Here is a 20,362-nt window from a genome sequence, read left to right as displayed (position 1 = left end):
GGCTCAGGGCAGCACATGGACCTGGTCGACGATGTCGGTGGTGAACGCCGACCGGTAATCGACCTTGGGACTCAGCAGTTTCTCGCGCACCATGAAGTCGTAGGTCTTCTTCCAGCGCACGTCGGTCATGGTCAGCAGGCCCTGCGTCCGGGCATCGCCGCCGTCGACCAGCCGCGCGTCGCGCAGCGCCTTGACGCCGTAGTCCAGCAGCGCCGGCGTCATCTGCGGATTGTCCTTCAGGATCAGGGCGTTGCCGGGGGCGGGGTTCTTCAGGTAGCTTTTCCAGCCCTCGGCGCTGGCCTCGACGAAGCGGCGGATCGCGTCCTTCTTCGCGTCCAGCCCCGACCTGGTGGCGACGATGGTCTGCGCATACGGGGGATAGCCGTAGGCGCCCAGCAGGAACACCGTGGGCTTGAAGCGGCCCTGGGTCTCGATGGTGTAGGGCTCGGACGCCAGGTAGCCCTGCACGGCGGAGTTCTTGTCCACCAGGAAGGGCTGGACCGAGAAGGTGTACGGCTTTTTCTGCGCCTCGGTGAAACCGTACTTGGTCTTGAGCCAGGGCCAGTAGGTGGTTTCGCTGGCCTGGCCGATGTACAGGGTCTTGCCCTTGAGGTCGCCCAGGGTCTTGGGGCCGGGGTGGGAGACCAGGACGGTGGGCGACTGCTGGAAGGTGGTGGCCACGGTGACCAGCGGCAGGCCCTGTTCCACGGCCTTGTAGGTCTGCAGGTCGTCGCCCATGGCGACGTCGTACTGGCCGGCCAGCAGCAGCTGCAGCACGTTGATCTGCGGGCCGCCCATCTTGATGGCGACGTCCAGCCCGTGCTTCTTGTAGGTGCCTTCGGCCAGGGCCTGGTAGAAGCCGCCGTGCTCGGCCTGGGCGTACCAGTTCGAGCCGAAGACGAGCTTGTCGGCGGGCGCCGGGGCCTGGGCGTGGGCCTGGAAGGCCAGGGCAAGGGGCAGGGCGGCCAGGAGGCTCGCCATGGGGGTATTTTTCATATGCCTCACTCCTTGGATGGTGGCCATTGCCGGGCTGCGTGCAGTACACGCAGTACACGTATTTTCTCGCCGGTCATGTCATAAACCAGCACATAGTGCCTGTGTACGACGAGTTCCCGGGTACCGGCGACACGGCCAGGCCGGCCCATGTCCGGGTGGTCGATCAGGCGGCCGGATTTTTCTTCAAACAGTTCGTCGAGGGCGAGTGCGGCGACAGGGTTGTCGGTCTCGATGTAGTCATAGATCGATTCACGGTCGCCAATGGCCTCGAACGTCCAATACAGTTGGATCATTCTGACTGTTCAAGCCGGCGGCGCGTGGCAGCCCGACGGGCTGCGAATCGGGTTTCGACCTCGGCGGCCGGTGCCAGACGGCCGCCATTCGCGGAGTCCTGCCCGGCTTTCACTTCGCGGCGGAACCAGGTGTCATGTTCGGCCGCTTCATGTTGTTGCTGCACGAATTCGCGCATGAAGTCGCGTAGAAGTTGGGCGCCGGTCCGGTCGCGAGCCTTGGCCGCGGTGGCGAAAGCGGTCTTCAGCGACTCATCGACCCTGAATGTAAAGGTTGCCTCGCTCATGGCGTTGCTCCCCGATGTGTTACATGATAAGTACAGGGTAGCACATGAGGCGTGGTGAAAACAGGACAGGCAGGTCCTGGATGGCTTACCGCATCTCGTGCCAGCCCCGCAGCACGACGCGCGACAACAGCGTCATCGCCGCGAACAGCACCACGCCGGCCACGGTGATGAGCAGCAGCGCGGCGAACAGGCGGGGGATGTTGATCTGGTAGCCGGCCTGCAGGATCTGGTAGGCCAGGCCGGTTTGCGAGCCGCCGGTGCCGGCGACGAACTCGGCCACGACGGCGCCGATCAGGGCCAGGCCGCAGGCGATGCGCAGGCCGCCGAAGAAGGCCGGCAGGGCCGACGGCAGGCGCAGCCGCCACAGGATCTGCCAGCGGCTGGCCCGCTTCAGGCGGAAGAAGTCGAGCAGGCCCGGGTCGATGCTGCGCAGCCCCAGCACGGTGTTGCTGATGATGGGGAAGATCGCGACGATGGTGGCGCACAGGGTCAGCGCCACCAGGGTGTGCTTGACCCAGATGATGATGAGCGGCGCGACCGCCACGATGGGCGTGACCTGGAGCAGCACCGCGTAGGGGAACAGGCTGGCCTCGATGACGCGGCTCTGCACGAACAGGAAGGCCAGCAGCACGCCCAGCACGGTAGCCGCCAGCAGCGCCAGGCCGGTGATCTCCAGCGTGACCCACAGCGAGCCGGACAGGAGCTCCCAGTCCCGCACCAGGGCCTGGGCCACGTCCGTCGGCGCGGGCACCAGGTAGATGGGGACGTCGAACGCGCGCACCAGGGCCTGCCAAAGCCCGATCACGACCAGCGCGACCACCGCGGGCGCGCCCAGGCGCAGCCAGGCGTTCATCGCTGCCCCTCCAGCAGCGCCGCCTGCAGGCGCGCGGCCTGCATGGCGAAGGCGGGCGAGACGCGGAAGGCGGCGTCGCGGACGGGGGCTTCGATGGGAATGTCGGCCACGATGCGGCCGGGCCGGCGCGACAGGACGACGACGCGGCTCGACAGGTAGACGGCCTCGAAGATGCTGTGGGTCACGAACACCACGGTCAGGTCCTGCCGGGCGGCCAGTCCCAGCAGTTCATCGTCCAGGTGCTGGCGGGTGATGTCGTCCAGCGCGCCGAAGGGTTCGTCCATCAGCAGCAGGCTGGGCCTGGTCGCCAGCGCGCGGGCAATGGATACGCGCATGCGCATGCCGCCGGACAGTTCGCTGGGGCGCGCGGTATCGAAGTCGGCCAGCCCCACCCGTTCCAGCGCCTCGCGCACCCTGCCGCGCCGGGCCTCCATGGGCAGCCGGCGCGGGCCGCGCTCCAGGTCCAGCGGCAGCCGCACGTTGGTCGCCACCGAGGCCCAGGGCATCAGGGTGGCGTCCTGGAATACGTAAGACAGGTCGTCGACGTCGCCATGCCGCCGCAGGGTGCCGGCGGTGGGCGTGTCCAGTCCGGCGAAGATGCGCAGCAGGGTCGTCTTGCCGCACCCGGACGGGCCCAGCAGGGTGACGAACTCGCCCGCGCGCACGGTCAGGTCGATCGGCGACAGGGCATCCACGCCGTTGGGAAAGCGGCGGGCGACGCCTCGGGCTTCCAGGACCGGCGTGGCGTTCAATGCGCGGGGCCGTCGCGGAAGAAGCGTACGGTGCGTTCGGCCAGGGGCTCGTCGGCCTCGTCGCCGCACGGGCTGGCCGCGGAGGGCTGCGGATCGACGTGGTCGAAGGCGGTGTCGCCGTCCGGGTCGGGCACGCCCGTGGGCCGCAGGTTGGCGAAGTCGAACAGGCCGCGGTCGAGCAGGTGCGAGGGCGTCACGCGCGACAGGGCGTTGAAGATGTTCTCGATCCGTCCCGGGAAGGCGCGTTCCCATTCGTCGATCAGGCGCCCGGCTTCCTTGCGCTTGAGGTTTTCCTGCGAGCCGCACAGGTTGCAGGGGATGATGGGGAAGCCCTTCCACTGCGCGTAGGCGATCAGGTCGTCTTCCTTGATGTAGGCCAGCGGCCGGATCACCGTGTGGCGGCCGTCGTCGGACACCAGCTTGGGCGGCATGCTTTTCAGCTGCCCGCCATAGAACATGTTCATGAAGAACGTGGCGAGGATGTCGTCGCGGTGGTGGCCCAGCGCGATCTTGGTCGCCTTCAGCTCGTCGGCGACGCGGTACAGGATGCCGCGCCGCAGCCGCGAACAGAGCGAGCACATCGTCTTGCCTTCGGGAATGACGCGGGTGACGATGGAGTAGGTGTCCTGGGTCTCGATGTGGAAGGGCACGCCCAGCTCGGTCAGGTAGCACGGCAGCACGTCGTCGGGGAAGCCGGGCTGTTTCTGGTCGAGGTTGACGGCGATGAGGTCGAAGTCGATGGGAGCCCGCTCGCGCAGCTTGAGCAGGATGTCGAGCATCCCGTAGGAGTCCTTGCCGCCCGACAGGCACACCATCACGCGGTCGCCCGCCTCGATCATGTTGAAGTCGCCGATGGCGCGGCCGGCCTCGCGCATCAGGCGCTTTTCCAGCTTGTTGCGCTCGCGTTCCAGCTTGAGCCGCGCGCGGCCCGCGTCCGCGGCCGGCGTGGCGGGGATGACGATGGCGTCCATGTCAGATCCCCCGGCCCCGGCTGGCCGTGACCTCGATGCCCACGGCGGCGCAGTCGGCGAAGGCCTGGGGCTTGGCCACGCGCAGGCGCACGTCGCGGATCTCGGGGAACTGGGCCAGCAGCCGCGCGGCCAGGCGGTCGCACAGGGTCTCGATCAGGTTGACGTGGGTGCGCGTGCATTCGTCGATGATGCACTCGCGCAGGCGCCGGTAGTCCAGCACTTCCTGGATGCCGTCATGGGCCGGCATGTCCACGCCTTCCAGGTCGATCTCGGCGTCCACGTGCAGGGGCTGGGTGGCGCCGCGTTCGTGGTCCAGTATGCCTATCTGCGCATCGATGGCCAGGCGGTTGAAGAAAATGCGGCGTGTGCCCATGGTTCCACTCAAGTCTGGCCGGCGGCGGCGCCCGCCGGCGGGTTCATCATGCTGAAGTCGCGGTCGAAACTGACCAGGTGCTGTCCGCCGTCCACCAGCAGCGTCGTGCCGGTGATCGAACGGTTCTGCGCCGCGAACAGGACCGCCTGGGCGATGTCCTCGGGATGGCTGGCATGGCCCAGCGGCGACATCGCATGGGTTTGCGCGAACTGCTGGGGCGTTTGCAGATGGCTGATCATGGTCAGCCCGGGCGCCACGCCCACCACCCGCACCGCTGGCGCCAGCGCCTGGGCCAGCATGGTCGTGGCGGCTTCCAGGGCGGCCTTGCTCAGCGTGTAGGAGAAGAAGTCCGGGTTGTAGTTCCAGAGCTTCTGGTCCAGCAGGTTGACCACCGCCCCGCGGGCGTCCGGGCCGCGCCGCGCCACGTCCGCCGCCAGCGCGCGCGCCAGTACCACGGGCGCGACCAGGTTGGGCAGCAGATGGGTCTGCAGCATCCGGGCGTCGAACGAGGCGACGTCGTCGTATTCGAAGGTGGAGGCGTTGTTGACCAGCGCGTCCACGCGGCCGAATCCGGCCTGGACGGCGGGGACCAGCGTTTCGGCGGCGGCCGGGTCGGCCAGGTCGCAGGCATGGGCCTCGGCGCGGGCGCCCAGGGCCCGCAGGGCGTCGCAGGTTTCCAGCGCGGCGTCGCGCGAGGTCGCATAGTGCACGGCCACGTCCCAGCCCGCGCGGGCGAAGGCCAGCGCGATTTCCCGGCCGATGCGGCGGGCGGCGCCGGTGACCAGGACGACGGGACGGGGGGAGGAAGGGCGCGCTTCGCGCATGGCGAGTCGGGTCCGGAAAGGCGGCAAAGCGGGGATTTTAGCAAGGAGCCGCCCGGCTGCGCCCCTCGCCCGGCCAGGGCCGGGGGGAGAAGGCGGGTGGATTACAGGTTCAGATCGTCGGCCGCCTGATAGACGGACCAGGGCAGGTACCTGGCCAGGGTTTCCTGCGGTATGTCGGCCACGGGGAAGAAATAGTATTCACCGCCCAACAGCTGGCCGCCGTCCGGCTGGGCATAGGCCGTCCTTTTGTAGGAGGCCAGCTTGCCCAGGTCGTACAGGCTCAGCCGGAAGCCCCTGCCGCCGTCGATGGGCCGGCGGCCCGCGCCCTCGATGGGGTCGCGCAGCACGACGGCGTCGATGGGTACGGCGGGCTTGGTTACGCGGCAAAAGCCGGTGCTGTCGGACAGGTTGAACTCGTCGGCGAAAGTCTGGAAGTTGAACGCCTTGCCGTAGCGGTCGCGGATGACGGTGGCGAACGAGCTGTTGAGCTCGGCCGCGCTGGGCAGCCGCCACGAGAACTGGGCGATCAGGTCTTCGCCGATGGCCGCGGACCATCCGGGCGGCATGTCGTCGGGCGAGCACGGATCGACGTAGGTATTGCGCATCTCCCTGGGCAGGTCCAGATGGCCGGGCAGCCGGAACGCCTGGCTTTGCGCCGCGGGCATCATGGCATCCACCTGGTCGGTGGCCGTGCAGCGGCCAACCCAGGTAAGGCCGTAGCGCAGGTCGATGAACTGGCGGCGGCTGCCCAGGTAGCGCGGGCGCAGCTTTTCCAGATTGGTGGCGGTGGCTTCCAGCAACTGGTTCAGCCGCAGCACCGTCGCGGCGTTGACCTTCTTGCCGGTAAGCTTCTCGATCGACTCATGGGCATTGATCAGGTAGGCGTAGCACAGGGTGTTCCACTGCTGGAAGTAATCGAGCAGGTCGGTGTATTGCTTCTGCACCAGGGCGGAGTAATAGTGGCCCTTGCCCATGTATTCCATCCAGCGGGTAAGCACGCCGGCACCGAGGAATGAACGCAGGCCGACGAATCGGTTGTAGGCTTCGACCAGTTGCGCGTCCCGGGCCACCAGGTCGTTGCAGTGCCTGAGCATGTCGGCCGAGTAGTCTTCCAGCGAAATCGCGCCGCGCTCGTAGTTGTCGGAGGTGCGGTTTATCGAGACGGCGATCGCGTCGAAGGCGTTGAATACGCTGCGCACTTCGTCGAAGCTGCGGTTGAACTCGGCCTTGTCCAGCCGTTGCAGGAGCTGCTGGATGTTGGCGGACAGGTCGCGCAGCTGCGCCTTGATTTCCGCCAGGGCTTCCTTGACGGGATCGGAAGAAGGGAACAGCATCGCCAGGATCAGGTCGCCCACGGTGCCGATGATGGGCACGCCGATGGCGCTCGCGCCTTTCTTGACGGCGAAGCCGAGGGCCCACTTGGCGGCCTGGGTCCAGTAGCGGTTGACCAGATCCTTCAACTCGTCGGGAATGTTTTCATCGATGAGATCGTCGTACCGGGGCGTGCCGCCGCACTCGTCCGGCGCCTTGGCCGCCGATTGCACGGAACGCCGGGAGCCGGAGCCGGCCAGCGTCTCGTAGTTCGTGGCGAAGCCGTCGGCGATGCCTTGGGCCATGCCATCGACCAGCGCGTCGAGGTAGCCTTGCAGCCCCAGGCCCGAGGCCTGGGCGCGCTGCGCGAGCCGGGCCTGGTCCAGCGCGCTGCCCGTCGGGCCGAGGTCCGACAGCAGGATCCAGGCGTCGACGCCGAAGAACTTCTTCATCACGAAATCGATGCCGGCCGGAGACAGGCGGGTGCGATCGTACAGCCTGGCCAGGACGGTCGGCAGCAGGTTGACGTCGATCACCGGCTGGATCTTCGTCCCGAAGTTGTATTCGAACCCGTACAGCCGACCCTGGGCCGTATCGGCCACGGCCACCAGGAAATTCCGGCCTTCCGCGGTGGAAACGAATGCGCCGGCGGCATCGGTGGTGCCGCTGTCCACCAGGATGTCGTGGATGTCGTAGACCTGTACCTGCACGCCGGCTTGCGGGGTATCGCCGATCATGACCGATACCGAGAAGCTCTGGCCCGGCGTGGGCGCTGACAGCAGGGCGGGGTCGATGGCCGGGGATTCGGGCAGCATGTCGAGGCCGTAGCGGTACTCGATCTCGTCGGACACGATGGCGCCGCTGCCTCCGCAGCCGGACAGCCACGCCAGCATGCCGCTCGCGGCGGCGGTGTTCAGGAAATCACGTCTATCCATGGGATCCGGTTCGCATGAAGGACGGATCAGCCTATCAGCGCCGCCGGCGGGGCGGGATCCCTATAAGTGGGTATTCGCAAGGCCGTCCGCCGGTTGCGGCGCGAGGTCATGGGAAAATGGCGGCATGAACAAGCTTCCCGATCTCGACCCCGCGTCCAGCGCCCATTCCCGTCTGGTTGCCGACCATCTTGCCGCGCAGATACGCGGCGCTGCGGGCTGGCTGCCGTTCGATCGCTGGATGGAGCAGGCCCTTTATGCGCCCGGCCTGGGCTACTACGCCGCCGGCAGCGCCAAGCTGGCCGAAGGGGGACGGCATCCGTCCGGCGATTTCGTGACCGCGCCCGAACTCACGCCGCTGTTTGCGCAGACCATGGCGCGCCAGGTGGCCGAGGTGCTCGAGGCCTGCGGCGGCATCGAGGTATTGGAGTTCGGCGCCGGCACCGGCGCCTTGGCGGCGGGGATGCTGGCGGCGCTGGACGAACTGGGCGTGGCGGCGCGCTACCGCATCGTGGAGGTTTCGGCCGACTTGCGCGATCGCCAGCGCGCCCGGCTGGCGGCTTACGGCGACCGGGTGGAATGGCTCGATGCCCTGCCGGCTGCCTTTACCGGCTGCGTGGTGGCCAACGAGGTGCTCGACGCCATGCCCGTGCGGCTGTTCCGCTGGACCGAAGGCGGCCTGGCGGAGCGCGGCGTGGCCTTGGACGAGAACGCGCGCTTCGTCTGGCGGGAACGCGCCGCTCCGGCCGACCTGGTCGAGGCCGTTTCATCGAGAATGCCGCCGTTGCCGGGTTACCTGTCCGAGATCAACCTGCGGGGCGAGGCTTTCGTGCGCGGCATGGGCGCATGGCTGAAGGCGGGCGCGGCGCTGCTGGTCGACTATGGATTCGCGCGGGCCGAGTACTACCATCCGCAGCGCGCGGAAGGCACGCTGATGTGCCACCTGCGGCACGTGGCGCACGCCGATCCGCTCGTCGCCGTGGGCGTGCAGGACATCACCGCCCACGTCGATTTCACGGCCATGGCCGAGGCGGCGGTCGAGGGCGGGCTGGAGGTGCTGGGTTATGCCTCGCAGGCCAGCTTCCTGATGAACGCCGGGCTGATGGACCTGTTGTCGCGCGTGGATCCGGCCGACGTGGCCGCTTATGCGCAGGCGGTGGCGCCGGTGCAGAAACTGCTGTCGCCGGCCGAGATGGGCGAGCTGTTCAAGGTGCTGGCGGTGGGCCGCGGCCTGGACCGGCCGCTGTCGGGCTTCGGCCGGGGCGACCGCAGCCACACGCTGTAGCCGTTGGGGAACGCGATGGACATACTCCTGGCCATGAGCGGGATCGACCACGGCCGCTGGCTGGCGGCGCTGCGCGCGGCGCTGCCGTCGGCGCGGGTGCGCAGCTGGCAACCCGGCGACGACGGACCCGCCGACTACCTGTTGTACTGGATGGCGCCGGCGCCGTCCCTGGCCGAGCGCCCCGGCCTGAAGGCCGTCTTCAACCTGGGCGCGGGCGTGGACGCCCTGTTGGCCATCATGCGCGCCCACCCCGAAGCCGTGACGCATCGCGTGCCGCTGCTGCGCCTGGAGGATGCCGGCATGGCGCGGCAGATGGTCGAGTACGCGCTGTACTGCGCGCTGCGCTACCAGCGGCGTTTCGACGCCTACGAGGAACAGGCGCGCGAGGGCGTATGGCAACCGCTGGAGCCTCATCGCACCGAGGCGTTCACGGTAGGCGTGCTCGGCGCCGGCCAGCTCGGCCTGCCGGTGGCGCGCGCGCTGGCGGCCCAGGGCTATCCGGTGCGGCTTTATAGCCGCACGCCGCGAACGGTCCCGGGCATCGAGACGCATGCCGGCCCCGACGCCTTGATCCGCTTCGCGTCCGGCGCGCGCATGCTGCTCAACCTCCTGCCCGACACGCCGGCCACCCGGGGCATCCTGTCGGCCCGGGTGTTCGATGTCATGGCCGAGGGCGGCCATGTGGTGAACCTGGGCCGCGGCAGCCACGTCGTCGAGGCGGACCTCCTGCGCGCGTTGGACAGCGGCCGGCTCAGCCGCGCGGCGCTCGACGTGTTCCACCAGGAACCGCTGCCGCCGGACCATCCCTTCTGGCGCCATCCCCGCATCGAGGTCACGCCGCACGTCTCGGCGCTGTCCATGGTCGAGGAAAGCGTGGCGCAGATCGCCGCCCGCATCGCCCGCCACGAGGCCGGTGAACCGCTCCAGGGCCTGGACCCGCGGCGGGGATACTAGGGCCCGTTCCCGGCCTGTGCGAGCCTCCTTTTAGCGTGAGCAGGCCCTAGACCGCCAGCCCCAGGCGGCGCGCCGTTTCCACGATGGCGCGGGCCCGGCGGATGAAGGGCGCGTCCACCATGCGGCCGTCCACGGTGAAGGCGCCCAGGCCGGCGCGCGCCGCTTCCTGCTCGGCTTGCAGCACCCGTGCCGCGTGCCGGATTTCCTCGTCGGTGGGCCGGAAGGCCTCGTTGGCCGCCGCCACCTGGCTGGGGTGGATACAGCTCTTGCCCACGTAGCCCAGCCGCCGGGCCATGTGCGCCTCGGCCACGTAGCCCGCGCGATCGGCGATGTCGGCGTAGGCGCCGTCGCAGGCCCAGACGCCCGCGCGGCCGGCGGCCAGCCGTATGGCCAGCAGGACGTGGTGGACGGCGGCGGCGTCGCGCCGGTCCACGCCCAGGTCTTCGAACAGGTCGCCCAGCCCGACTTGCAGGCCCGCCACGCGCGGATGGGCGCCCGCCAGTTCCGCGGCCCGCGCCAGGGCCTCGGGCGTCTCGATGTTGACCAGGATGCCGATCGGCCGGACGATGCCCCGCGCCCGTTCGATCTCGTCCAGCCGCAGCGCCGTGGCCTGGATGGCGCGCGGGGATTCGGCCTTGGGCAGGTTGACCAGGTCCAGCGCCGGCAGCGCCACCGCGTCCAGGTCGGCGCCGAAATGCGGCGTGTCCCAGGCGTTGATGCGCACGACCATGCGCTTGCCCGCGTCGGCGGTCCGCTGCGCGAGGCAGGCCGCGACGGCCTGGCGCGCCTCGTTCTTGCGGTCGGGCGGTACCGAATCCTCCAGATCGAAGGACAGTGCGTCGGCCTCGCCGGCCAGGGCCTTGGCGAAGAGTTCGGGGCGGGAGCCGGGAACGAAGAGTTTGCTGCGCATGGGAAATCTCTTGGCGGTGGGAACCTTCAGCGGTCCTCGTTTTCCTGGTGTACGGCGCCGTCCCGCAGCAGTTCGCGATAGCGGCCGTCGTCCACGCCCAGCCCCGCCAGCAGCTCGCGGTTGTGCTGGCCGATGGCCGGGGCCGGGGTGCGGATCGCGCCGGGCGTGCCGCTCATGCGCGGCACCACGTGATGCATGGGAAAGGCGCCCATGTCGGGATCGGGGTAGTCGGCCAGGATCTCGCGGTCGAGGAAGTGCGGGTCGTCGACGATCTGCGAGATGTCGTAGATGGGGCCGATGGTGACCTGGGCCTGCTCGAAGAAGCGGACGTTCTCGGCCTGCGTGCGCTGGGCGATGAAGGCGGCGATGATGGCGTCGAGTTCCTCGGCATGGCGCACGCGGTCGGCGTTGGTGCGGTAGCGGGGATCGGCGGCCAGGTCGGGCCGGCCGATGGAAACGAACAGGCGCTCGGCCATCTTCTGGGTCGAGGCCGACAGGCCCACGTACAGGCCGTCCTTGCAGCGATAGGCGTTGCGCGGACCGGAGTTGGTCGAACGGCTGCCGGTGCGCGGCTTGATGCGTCCGGTCAGCCGGTAGTTGGCGGCTTGCGGGCCGAGCACCGCGAACAGCGGGTCGAGCAGGGGCAGGTCGATCACCTGCCCCTGGCCGCCGTTGACCTCGACCTCGCGCAGCGCGATCAGCAGGCCCGCCACGCCGTACAGCCCGGCCACCGTGTCGGCCAGGTACATGGGTGGCAGCACCGGTTCGCGGTCGGCGAAGCCGTTCATGGCGGCGAAGCCCGAGATGCCTTCGACCAGCGTGCCGAAGCCGGGCCGGCCGCGATAGGGCCCGGTCTGGCCCCAGCCCGAGATGCGCACCACGACCAGGCGGGGATTGCGCGCCAGCAGCACGTCGGGCGCGAGGCCCATGGCTTCCAGCACGCCCGGCTTGAAACTCTCGACCAGCACCGCGGCCGATGCCGCCAACTCCAGCAGCAGTTCGCGCGCCGCGGGTTGGCGCAAGTCCAGGCCCAGGCTTTTCTTGTTGCGCGCGTACAGCTTCCAGTTGGTGTCCACGTCCTGGGTGCGCCAGGCGCGCAGGGTGTCGCCGTCCGGGCTTTCCACCTTGACCACGTCGGCGCCGAAGTCCGCCAGCACCTGGGTGAGCGTGTTGCCCGCCACCAGCCGCGACAGGTCCAGGATGCGCACGTCCGACAGCGGGCCGCCCGCGCCGGGTTCGTAACCGCGTTGCTTCAACGATGCCATCACTCCGCCTTGATGTTCGCCTGCTGGGCGATGCGGCGCCATTGCTCGATGTCGCCCCGCAGCTGAGCGCCGAACGCGTCCGCCGTCTTGGGGTCGGGCTCGGCGCCTTCGCGCAGCAGCAGGTCCTTGATCTCGTCCTGGCCCAGGATACGATTGATCTCGGTGTTCAGGCGAGCCACGACCGGGGCCGGCGTGCCCGCGGGTGCCAGGATGCCCCACCACAGTCCCGACTCGTAGCCCGGCGCGCCGGTGGCGGCCAGCGGCGCCAGCCCGGGCGCCACCGCCGAGGGCGTGGCGCTGGTTACGCCCAGCGCGCGCACCTTGCCCGCCTTCACGGTGGGCAGGATGGACGGGCCGCTGGCGATCAGCACCTGGATGTGCCCGCCGATCAGGTCGTTGATGGCCGGCGCCATGCCCTTGTACGGGACGTGCGTCATCTGCACGCCCGCCACCTGGGCATACTGGTGGGTGGCGAAGTGGTTGATGCTGCCCACCCCCGAACTGGCGTAGTTCAGCTTGCCCGGCTGGCTTTTCGCCAGCGCGAGCAGCTCCTGCGGCGTCTTGGCCGGCAGGTCGTTGTTCACCGTCAGGATCATCGGTCCCTTGGCCACCATGGCGACCGGCGTGAACGCGTGCACCGGATCGAACGGCAGGCCGGTCTGGATGGCGGCGTTGGTGGTGTAGGTGGACGACACGAACAGCAGCGTGTAGCCGTCCGGCTGCGCGCGCGCAGCCAGCCCCGCGCCCACACTGCCGCCCGCGCCGGCCTTGTTGTCCACCACCACCGGCTGGCCCAGCGCGTCGCCCAGGCGCTTGCCGATCGCGCGGGCGAACACGTCGTTGGAGCCGCCGGGCGGATTGGGCACGATCAGCGTGACCGGCCGGGCGGGAAAGGCTTCCAGGGCCAGCACCTGCGCCGGTCCGGCGCAGGCAAGCGCCGCGGCCAGGCAGGCCGCGCGGCGGCCGGGACGGAAAAGGGGCAGATCAGGGGTGGGCGGGACGGTCTTCACGGGTGTCTCCTGTCATGATTATCCGGAGGATTCTAGACACTCGATAAACTACGAAAAGCGATTTTTCGTGATACGTCAGTTTAGGAAATCTAATGAAACTGGAATTCCTGCAGACCCTTTGCGCCGTCCTGCGCCGAGGCACTTTCGCGGCCGCTGCCGAAGAGGTGAACCTGACCCCCGGGGCGGTCAGCCAGCACATCAAGTACCTGGAGCAGCATTTCGGTCAGCCCCTGTTCGACCGCGCGGCGCGCCGGGCGCGCCCCACGCCGTTCGCCCACGAACTCGCGGCGCTGGTCCAGGGCACGCTGGAATCGCTGGAGACCCTGCGCGCGCGGCGCCAGACCCGGGTGTCCGGCAAGGTCGCGCTGGGCACCATCGATTCCATCCAGGCCACGCTGCTGCCCATGGCGATGAAGGTGCTGCAATCGGACTATCCCGAACTGGACGTGCACCTGGCCCGGGGCCGCTCGGAGCGGCTGCTGGGCGAGCTGCGCGACGGCGCCATCGACGCCGCGGTGCTGGTGCGGCCGCAATCGGGCGGATCGAGCCGGCTGCACTGGCAGACGCTGATGCACGAAACCATGGTGCTGGTGGCGCCGCCCGACGCGCGGGGCGACACGGTCGAGCAACTGCTGCGCGGCCATGACTGGATACGCTTCGACAAGACCTCCACCGGCGGCCGCATCGCCGCGCAATACGTGCACCGCCTGCATCCGCGCATGAAGAGCCGCATCGATCTCCTGTCCAGCCACGCCATCATCGCGATGGTCTCGGCGGGACTGGGGGTCTCCATCATTCCGCAGCCCTACGACCCGTTGCGCAAGGCCTACCGCTTCCGCGAACTGTCGCTGGGGCGCGGCGGGCCCCGCCGCCAGATCGCCTTCGTCTGCCGCCGCGCGGACGTCGACAAGCCGGCGCTGGCCGTGCTGCGGGCGGCGTTCGAGCGGGTGGCGGCCCAGGCCAGGGACGCGGCCGCCTAAGCGGGCTGCGGCAGCGTTTCGTCCGCCGGCAGGTAGCGCGGTTCGTCCCCCGCCGCGTGCACCGGCCGGTAGCGCAGATGCCGGCCATGCCAGCGCGCGACCGTGCTGCGGTGGGCGATGCTGACGATGGCCGCGCGCGGCAGGCGTTCGACCAGCAGGGCATACATGGCGGCCTCGGTTTCCTCGTCCAGCGCCGAGGTCGCCTCGTCCAGGAACAGGAAGTCGGGCTGCTGCAGGATGGCGCGGGCGAAGGCCAGGCGCTGCTGCTCGCCCGGCGACAGCCGCATCCCCCAGTTGTCGCGCCGCTGCAGCAGGCCGGCCAGCCGCTCCAGCCGGCAGTCGCGCAGCAGGGCGGCCAGGGTAGCGTCGTCGTGGGTGCCCGGCGGCGAGGGGTAGTCGAGCGCGGCGGCAAGCGTGCCGGAGGGGACGTAGCTGCGCTGCGGCAGGAACAGGGTGCGCGCATCGGCGGGGCGTTCGATGGTGCCGCGGCCGTAGGGCCAGATGCCGGCCATGGCGCGGAACAGCACGCTCTTGCCCGCGCCCGATGGACCGGTCACCAGCACCCGTTCGCCCGGCCGCACGGTCATCGAGAACGGATCGGTCAACGGCCGCCGTTCGTTCCGGCCGGGAAGGGCCAGCACCAGTCCGGCGGCGGTGATGGCGCCAAGCGCTGGCGCGCGGTCCCGTTCGACCAGCGCGATGCCGAGCAGGCCGTCGCGCGCCGCCTGCTCGGCCTCGGCCGCGCCCAGCGCCGACTGGAAATCCAGCAGGCGGTTGGCGGCGGCCTGCCAGCCCACCAGCGAGGCATAGCCGTCCACGAACCACGACAGCGCGCCCTGCACCTGGCCGAAGGCCGAGGCGATCTGCATCAGGACGCCCAGCGTGATCGCGCCGGAGAAATAATGCGGCGCGGCCACGATCAGCGGAAAGACGATCGCCACCTGCCCATAGCCGGAGTTCACGAATACCAGCCGGCGCGTGTAGATCATCAACCCGCGCCAGTTTTCGCGGATGTGATCGAAGGATCCGCGCAGCCCCGCGCGTTCGGCGGGTTCGCCGCCGTACAGCGCGACGCCCTCGGCATTCTCGCGCAGCCGCATCAGGGCGTAGCGGAAGTCGGCCTCGGTCTGTTCCTGGCGGAAGCTCAGGCCGATCAGCGGTTTGCCTATCCTGTGGGTCAGCCAGGATCCCGCGACGGCATACAGCACGGCGAACCACACCATGTAGCCGGGAATGGAAACGGTCCTGCCGCCCAGCGCGAACACGAGCGGTCCGGATATGGTCCACAGCAGCGTGACGAAGGACAGCAGCGTCACCACCGAATTGAGCAGCCCCAGCGACAGCGTCAGGCTGGTGCTGGCCACGGTGCGCAGGTCTTCGGCCAGGCGCTGGTCCGGGTTGTCGGCGCCGTGAGCCTGCTCGACCCGGTAGTACGCCTGGCCGGAGGTCCAGCGCTGCAGCCATTCGCCGGTCAGCCAGGTGCGCCAGCGCATCTCCAGCATCATGGTGTAGAACTGCTTCATGATGGCGATGACGATGAACGCCGCCGCGATCACGCAGAAGTGCGCCAGTTGCAGCTTGAAGGCCGCGAAGTCGCGCGCTTCCAGGGCGTTGTAGAAGACGCGGTTCCAGTTGGTCAGCCAGACGTTGGCGGCCACCAGGGCCAGGTTCAGGCCGACGACCAGCGCCAGCATGCCGAGCGCCGCCCTGCGGTCGCCGGACACCCAGTAGGGCTTGAGCAGCCGCCACGTGGCGCCCAGGCGCAACTGCCCGCGGATGTCGCGGGGCGCCGGGCCGGTGTCGGCGGCCGGGGCGTCGGGGCGGGGCATGGCGAGGGACATGGCTTGTACTCGGTCGAAGGGACTCCCGAGCATCCTAGCCAGGCAGGCTTAAGGACGCCTTAAAGGGGGGCGCCCGGCGCCGGAGGCGTGAGCAGGTCGGCGGCCGATTGCCGGACGTAGCGCAGCCAGGTCTGCACGGCGGGCGCCACCGGTCGCTGGGCCACCCGGACGATGCCGACCGGCGGCAGGCGCAGTTCCAGATTGAGCGGAAGCCAGCGAATGAACCCGTCGCGCACGTCGTCGCGCAACGTGACCTCCGGCAGCAGCACCACCATGTTCGTGGTGCGCAGCAGCCCGCGCACTACGCCATAGGCGGTCGTCTCGACGATGTGCGCGGGCGGGCGCACGCGCCGGTACCGGAAGAAGTCGTCGATGGCTACTCGGAAGTGATCGCTCGGCGGGGGAAGAATCCAGGGGTAGGTCAACAGGTCGTCGAGCGTGAGGCCGGCGTGCGCCGCCAACGGATGGTGCGCGCCGGCCGCGATGCGAAACTCCGAATCGAACAGCGGTTCGTTGACGAGACCCGACTGTTCGCCCAGCCAGAAGCGGCCGATCAGCACGTCGAGGTCGCCCTGCATGAGGCGGGGGAACAGCGATTCGGAACTGCCTTCGAACACCCGCAGGGCGATGCCGGGATGATCCTGGTTCAGCCGGGAGACGGCCTGGGGTACGAGCGAGGTCGTTGCGACTGGTAGCGATCCGACGATGACCTGGCCGACGTGGCCCTCGTGGAACAGCTCGATGTCGTGCTCGGCATCGCGCAGTTCGGCCAACACCTGCCGGGCCCGGTGGCACAGCAAGTGTCCCACCGGTGTGAGGGCGCTGCCCGTCGCCGTGCGAGTGACCAGGGTTTCTCCCAGCCCCGCTTCCATCTGCTTGAGGGCCTTGGTGGCCGCCGGCTGGCTCATGTGCAGCAGCTGGGCAGCGGCCAGCAGCGAGCCGGAGTCCGCGATGGCGACGAGCAGGCGCAGGTGGGTCAGGCGGACCCGGTTCAGCAAGGGGTGAAGGCTGCTCATGAGGACGTTCGCGGGAACCGGCACGGCGAGATCATATAACCAAAGGATATACGGTTGCCCAGAAAATTCAATACTAAAGTAATAGCTGTGTTTCTACAGTGACGGTTCCGGTCGATGGGGGCCCCAGACACCGTACCTACTACCCGTACAGGAGACACACCGTGGATGCGTCCACCCGCTTTTTTCCCATGTTGATTGACGGCAAGGCGGTCGAAGCCCGAACCGGCCGCAGCTTCGAGACTCTGGACCCCTATACCTGCAAACCCTGGGCCAGCGTTCCGGACGGTGGGACTGCCGACGTCGACGCCGCGGTGGCCGCGGCGCGGCGGGCGTTGCAGGGGCCGTGGGGCGGCATGACGGGCTTCGACCGCGCCCGGCTCATGCATGCCCTCGCGGACAGGCTGGAGACACAGGCCGAGAGTCTGGCTCGCACGGAAGTCCAGGACTCGGGCAAGCTGTACCGCGAAATGATCTTCCAGCTCCGCTACCTGCCGGTGTGGTTCCGTTACTTCGCCGGTCTGGCCGATAAGCTGGAGGGCCGGTGCATTCCGACGGACAAGCGCAACTTTCTCGTCTACACCACGCGCGAGCCCGCGGGGGTCGTGGCGGCGATCACGCCGTGGAACGCCCCGCTGATGCTGATGGCGTTCAAGCTGGCGCCCGCGCTGGCGGCCGGCTGCACCTTCGTCGTCAAGCCGTCCGAACATGCGCCTGCCTCGACGCTGGCGTTTGGGAGACTGCTGGAGGAAGCGGGTTTTCCGCCCGGAGTATTCAATGCCGTGACGGGAAGTTCGCCGGAGCTGGGTGCCTACCTGGCCGCGCATCCCGGGGTGGACCGGGTACTGTTCACCGGCTCGTCGGCGACCGGGCGCAAGGTGGCCCAGGCTGCGGGCGGCAACCTGAACGGCGTCGTACTGGAACTGGGGGGGAAGTCGCCCCAGGTAGTGTTCGAAGACGCCGACGTCGAAGCGGCCGCCAATGGCGTGATTGCCGGCATCTTCGCTGCGGCGGGCCAGACGTGCATGGCGGGTTCCCGCCTGGTCATCCATCGCGACATCCACGACGCCGTGATCGAGCGCGTGCTGGCGCGGGCCCGGACCATACGCCTGGGCGATCCGCAGGACGAGGCGACGGAGCTGGGGCCGATCTCCAACGCTCCGCAGTACGAGCGCATCCTGTCGCATCTTCGGACTGCCCGCGACGAGGGCGCCACGTGCGTGTACGGCGGCCCCGATGAAGAGCTTGGCGGATGGTTCATCAAACCCACCGTGTTCACCAGGGTGAAGGCCGGCATGCACATCGCGCGCGACGAGGTGTTCGGACCGGTGCTCTGCACGCAGACCTTCGAGACCGAGGAGGAGGCCCTGCGCATCGCGAACGATACGGAGTACGGGCTGGCCGGATCCGTATGGACCAACGACGTGCGCCGCGCGCATCGCGCGGCGGCCCGACTGCGCGCTGGCACAGTGTGGATCAATTCCTACCGGGCGGTGGCGCCTAGCGCTCCGTTCGGCGGCTTCGGGGCGAGCGGCATGGGGCGGGAGAACGGCCTGGATTCCATCAACGACTTTCTGGAGTCCAAGTCGATCTGGGTCGAGCTGGCGGGGGCGACCCGCGATCCTTTCCGCATGGCCTGAACCCGAGGAGAATCCGCATGAGCATCGAACAGTCTTCTACCGTCCGTGGCGTTCTGGCGGGCAAGATCATCGTCGTGACCGGCGCCGGCCAGGGCATAGGCACGGCCTACGCCAGGCGGCTGGCGCGCGATGGCGCCACCGTCGTTCTGACCGATATCAACGAGCAGGGATTGGCCGACGCGGTCCGGAGACTGGCCTCGGAAGGCCTGGCCGTCGGCCAGTTCGCCATGAACGTGGCCGACGCCCGCGACGTGGGCGCCTTCGCCGACTGGATAGGCGAGCAGTACGGTCGCCTGGACGGACTGATCAATAACGCGGCGATTTTCTCCGCCCTGACCCTGAAACCGTTCTGGGAAATCGAGGAGCAGGAATGGGACCGCGTCATGGCCGTCAATGTGAAAGGGCCGTGGCTGCTGGTGAAGGCCTTGCTGCCGCACCTGCGGCGTTCTCCGGGCGCCAGCCTGGTCAACATCGGGTCGGACGCCGCCTGGATGGGCAAGACGGGATACCTGCACTACGTCGCCAGCAAGGGGGGCATCTTTGGCATGACCAATGCGATGTCGCGCGAGCTCGGGGCGTACAACATCCGCGTGAACTCCTTGTCCCCGGGTTTCATCGAGACCGCAGTGCCCCGCGCCACGTTCACCCAGGAGCAATTGGCGGCCATCCTGAAGTCCCAGGCGCTGGCGCGGACCGCTGATACCGGCGACATGGTGGGGGTGGCGAGCTTCCTGATGAGCGACGACAGCCGTTGGATCACGGGCCAGACCCTGCACATCAACGGCGGCATGATGAATCATTGACCGCGAGGCGGCGGGCGCGATCCGCGTCCGCCGACAAGAACCTGCTCGAGAAGTGGGAGGAGACCCCATGTTGACTACATCGCTGATCCGTTCCCTGCGGCGCCTGGCCGTGGCCACGGCCGTTGCGGCATCGCTGGCATCCCCGGCCTGGGCGTCCGATGCCGGCCTTCTGCCGGCGGCTGGCCCGGTCAGGATCATCGTTCCCCTGACGGCCGGCGGCGTGGCCGATACCAGTAGCCGCAACCTGGCGGGCGAACTTGGCAAGATCCTCAACCGTCCAGTCATCGTCGAGAACAAGCCAGGCGGCCTGTTCACCATCGGCATGCGCGCCCTGCATGCTGCCCCGCCCGACGGGTTGACGCTGCTCTATCTCTACAACAGCCTGGCATCCGTGCAGGTCGTGCAGAAGCAGTTCGACCTGACCCGCGACCTGCTGCCCCTTACCCAGACGACCGTGACGCCCATGGTGCTGCTCGTGCCGGGCAATTCGCCCTTCAGGTCGCTCAAGGACCTGGTGGCGTTCGCGCGGCAGCATCCCGGCAAGCTGAACTATTCGTCCCTGGGCGTCGGCAGCACCGAGCACCTGAAAGCGGTGCAGTTCGGCCGGATCGCAGGGTTCGACGCAGCCAACGTTCCCTATAAATCGGGGCCTGACATGATGACGGACCTGATCGCCGGCCGCGTCGATTTCACCATGACCGCGGCGACCTTCGCGTCCATGTATGTGCCCAAGGGACAGGTGCGCGCGCTGGCGGTGGTCGACGACAAACGGATGCCGGACATGCCGGATGTTCCCACCGTGGCGGAAGCCGGCTACCGGGTGCCGCCGCTCGTGCTCTGGGGAGGCTACGGCATCCGGGCCGACACGCCGCCGGCCGTTGCGCAGGCCATGAGGCAGGCCGTCGCGAAGGCCGCCATGGCGCCGCAGGTTCGCGAGAGTCTGGCGACTTTCAGCATTCATCCGGCAATCAGCTCCAGCAGCCGAGACTTCAAGCAACTGATCGAAGCGGACCTGGTCTGGATGGGCGAAGCGGCCAAGGGGTTGAAGCTGGACGCGAACTGAGCGACCGGA

General features: G+C 68.8%; 20 protein-coding genes. 6 read left to right on the top strand and 14 right to left on the bottom strand.

The window, feature by feature from the left end:
* Nucleotides 1-3: 3 nt before the first annotated feature.
* The 9 genes from EGT29_RS25545 to EGT29_RS25505 form a co-directional block, all read right to left on the bottom strand.
* Entirely contained in the window at nt 4-996 is a 993-nt protein-coding gene (locus EGT29_RS25545) for an ABC transporter substrate-binding protein (protein WP_124691627.1), read from the bottom strand.
* A 5-nt stretch (nt 997-1,001) separates the two neighbouring features.
* Entirely contained in the window at nt 1,002-1,289 is a 288-nt protein-coding gene (locus EGT29_RS25540; RefSeq protein WP_202865569.1) for a type II toxin-antitoxin system RelE/ParE family toxin, read from the bottom strand.
* A complete protein-coding gene (locus tag EGT29_RS25535) occupies nt 1,286-1,573 on the bottom strand; it encodes a CopG family ribbon-helix-helix protein (protein WP_124691626.1) in 288 nt (95 codons plus the stop codon). The genes EGT29_RS25540 and EGT29_RS25535 overlap by 4 nt, the downstream gene beginning before the upstream one ends.
* Nucleotides 1,574-1,658: 85 nt before the next feature.
* A complete protein-coding gene (locus tag EGT29_RS25530; RefSeq protein WP_124691625.1) occupies nt 1,659-2,426 on the bottom strand; it encodes an ABC transporter permease in 768 nt (255 codons plus the stop codon).
* Nucleotides 2,423-3,178 carry an ABC transporter ATP-binding protein gene (locus EGT29_RS25525; protein WP_124691624.1) on the bottom strand — a complete coding sequence of 252 codons (756 nt, stop codon included), beginning with the start codon at nt 3,176-3,178 and terminating at the stop codon, nt 2,423-2,425. Before EGT29_RS25525 ends, EGT29_RS25530 begins: the two co-directional genes overlap by 4 nt.
* Nucleotides 3,175-4,140 carry a tRNA 2-thiocytidine(32) synthetase TtcA gene (gene ttcA, locus EGT29_RS25520; RefSeq protein ID WP_370283071.1) on the bottom strand — a complete coding sequence of 322 codons (966 nt, stop codon included), beginning with the start codon at nt 4,138-4,140 and terminating at the stop codon, nt 3,175-3,177. The genes EGT29_RS25525 and ttcA overlap by 4 nt, the downstream gene beginning before the upstream one ends.
* A gap of 10 nt (nt 4,141-4,150) precedes the next feature.
* Nucleotides 4,151-4,522, bottom strand: coding sequence for a dihydroneopterin aldolase (folB, locus tag EGT29_RS25515; RefSeq protein WP_124691622.1), 372 nt, complete (start codon nt 4,520-4,522; stop codon nt 4,151-4,153).
* Between the two features lie 8 nt (nt 4,523-4,530).
* Nucleotides 4,531-5,346: an SDR family oxidoreductase gene (locus EGT29_RS25510; RefSeq protein ID WP_124691621.1), complete on the bottom strand. Its 816-nt coding sequence runs from the start codon at nt 5,344-5,346 to the stop codon at nt 4,531-4,533.
* A 101-nt stretch (nt 5,347-5,447) separates the two neighbouring features.
* Nucleotides 5,448-7,592, bottom strand: coding sequence for a hypothetical protein (locus EGT29_RS25505; RefSeq protein WP_124691620.1), 2,145 nt, complete (start codon nt 7,590-7,592; stop codon nt 5,448-5,450).
* A gap of 124 nt (nt 7,593-7,716) precedes the next feature.
* On the opposite strand from EGT29_RS25505, the gene EGT29_RS25500 reads away from it, so the two are divergent.
* Nucleotides 7,717-8,874 carry a class I SAM-dependent methyltransferase gene (locus EGT29_RS25500; protein WP_124691619.1) on the top strand — a complete coding sequence of 386 codons (1,158 nt, stop codon included), beginning with the start codon at nt 7,717-7,719 and terminating at the stop codon, nt 8,872-8,874.
* 15 nt (nt 8,875-8,889) lie between these two features.
* On the top strand, nt 8,890-9,828 hold the full coding sequence (locus EGT29_RS25495) for a glyoxylate/hydroxypyruvate reductase A (RefSeq protein WP_124691618.1): 939 nt from the start codon (nt 8,890-8,892) through the stop codon (nt 9,826-9,828).
* A gap of 46 nt (nt 9,829-9,874) precedes the next feature.
* Here EGT29_RS25495 and EGT29_RS25490 read toward each other — a convergent pair whose 3' ends face one another.
* From EGT29_RS25490 to EGT29_RS25480, 3 genes are read right to left on the bottom strand one after another with little or no spacing between them, the layout of a single operon-like run.
* Nucleotides 9,875-10,738, bottom strand: coding sequence for a CoA ester lyase (locus tag EGT29_RS25490; protein ID WP_124691617.1), 864 nt, complete (start codon nt 10,736-10,738; stop codon nt 9,875-9,877).
* A 26-nt stretch (nt 10,739-10,764) separates the two neighbouring features.
* Nucleotides 10,765-12,003, bottom strand: coding sequence for a CaiB/BaiF CoA-transferase family protein (locus tag EGT29_RS25485; protein ID WP_238160206.1), 1,239 nt, complete (start codon nt 12,001-12,003; stop codon nt 10,765-10,767).
* Complete coding sequence (locus tag EGT29_RS25480) at nt 12,003-13,013, bottom strand: tripartite tricarboxylate transporter substrate binding protein (protein ID WP_238160205.1); 1,011 nt, start codon at nt 13,011-13,013, stop codon at nt 12,003-12,005. The genes EGT29_RS25485 and EGT29_RS25480 overlap by 1 nt, the downstream gene beginning before the upstream one ends.
* Before the next feature lie 92 nt (nt 13,014-13,105).
* On the opposite strand from EGT29_RS25480, the gene EGT29_RS25475 reads away from it, so the two are divergent.
* On the top strand, nt 13,106-13,993 hold the full coding sequence (locus EGT29_RS25475; protein WP_124691615.1) for a LysR family transcriptional regulator: 888 nt from the start codon (nt 13,106-13,108) through the stop codon (nt 13,991-13,993).
* On the opposite strand, the gene EGT29_RS25470 is transcribed toward EGT29_RS25475, so the two are convergent.
* Both EGT29_RS25470 and EGT29_RS25465 read right to left on the bottom strand, forming a co-directional pair.
* A complete protein-coding gene (locus EGT29_RS25470) occupies nt 13,990-15,822 on the bottom strand; it encodes an ABC transporter ATP-binding protein/permease (protein WP_238160496.1) in 1,833 nt (610 codons plus the stop codon). The two genes, EGT29_RS25475 and EGT29_RS25470, sit on opposite strands and share 4 nt — an antisense overlap.
* A 71-nt stretch (nt 15,823-15,893) precedes the next feature.
* Complete coding sequence (locus EGT29_RS25465) at nt 15,894-16,850, bottom strand: LysR family transcriptional regulator (RefSeq protein ID WP_124691613.1); 957 nt, start codon at nt 16,848-16,850, stop codon at nt 15,894-15,896.
* A gap of 161 nt (nt 16,851-17,011) precedes the next feature.
* On the opposite strand from EGT29_RS25465, the gene EGT29_RS25460 reads away from it, so the two are divergent.
* From EGT29_RS25460 to EGT29_RS25450, 3 genes are all read left to right on the top strand, one after another.
* Entirely contained in the window at nt 17,012-18,487 is a 1,476-nt protein-coding gene (locus tag EGT29_RS25460; protein WP_341431863.1) for an aldehyde dehydrogenase, read from the top strand.
* Nucleotides 18,488-18,504: 17 nt separating this feature from the next.
* Nucleotides 18,505-19,290: an SDR family NAD(P)-dependent oxidoreductase gene (locus tag EGT29_RS25455; protein WP_124691612.1), complete on the top strand. Its 786-nt coding sequence runs from the start codon at nt 18,505-18,507 to the stop codon at nt 19,288-19,290.
* A 67-nt stretch (nt 19,291-19,357) separates the two neighbouring features.
* Complete coding sequence (locus EGT29_RS25450; protein WP_124691611.1) at nt 19,358-20,353, top strand: tripartite tricarboxylate transporter substrate binding protein; 996 nt, start codon at nt 19,358-19,360, stop codon at nt 20,351-20,353.
* Nucleotides 20,354-20,362 lie beyond the last annotated feature (9 nt).

This window comes from Pigmentiphaga sp. H8 (assembly GCF_003854895.1).
Classification (GTDB): Bacteria; Pseudomonadota; Gammaproteobacteria; order Burkholderiales; family Burkholderiaceae_B; genus Pigmentiphaga.
This window is presented reverse-complemented; position numbering and strand designations above follow the sequence as displayed.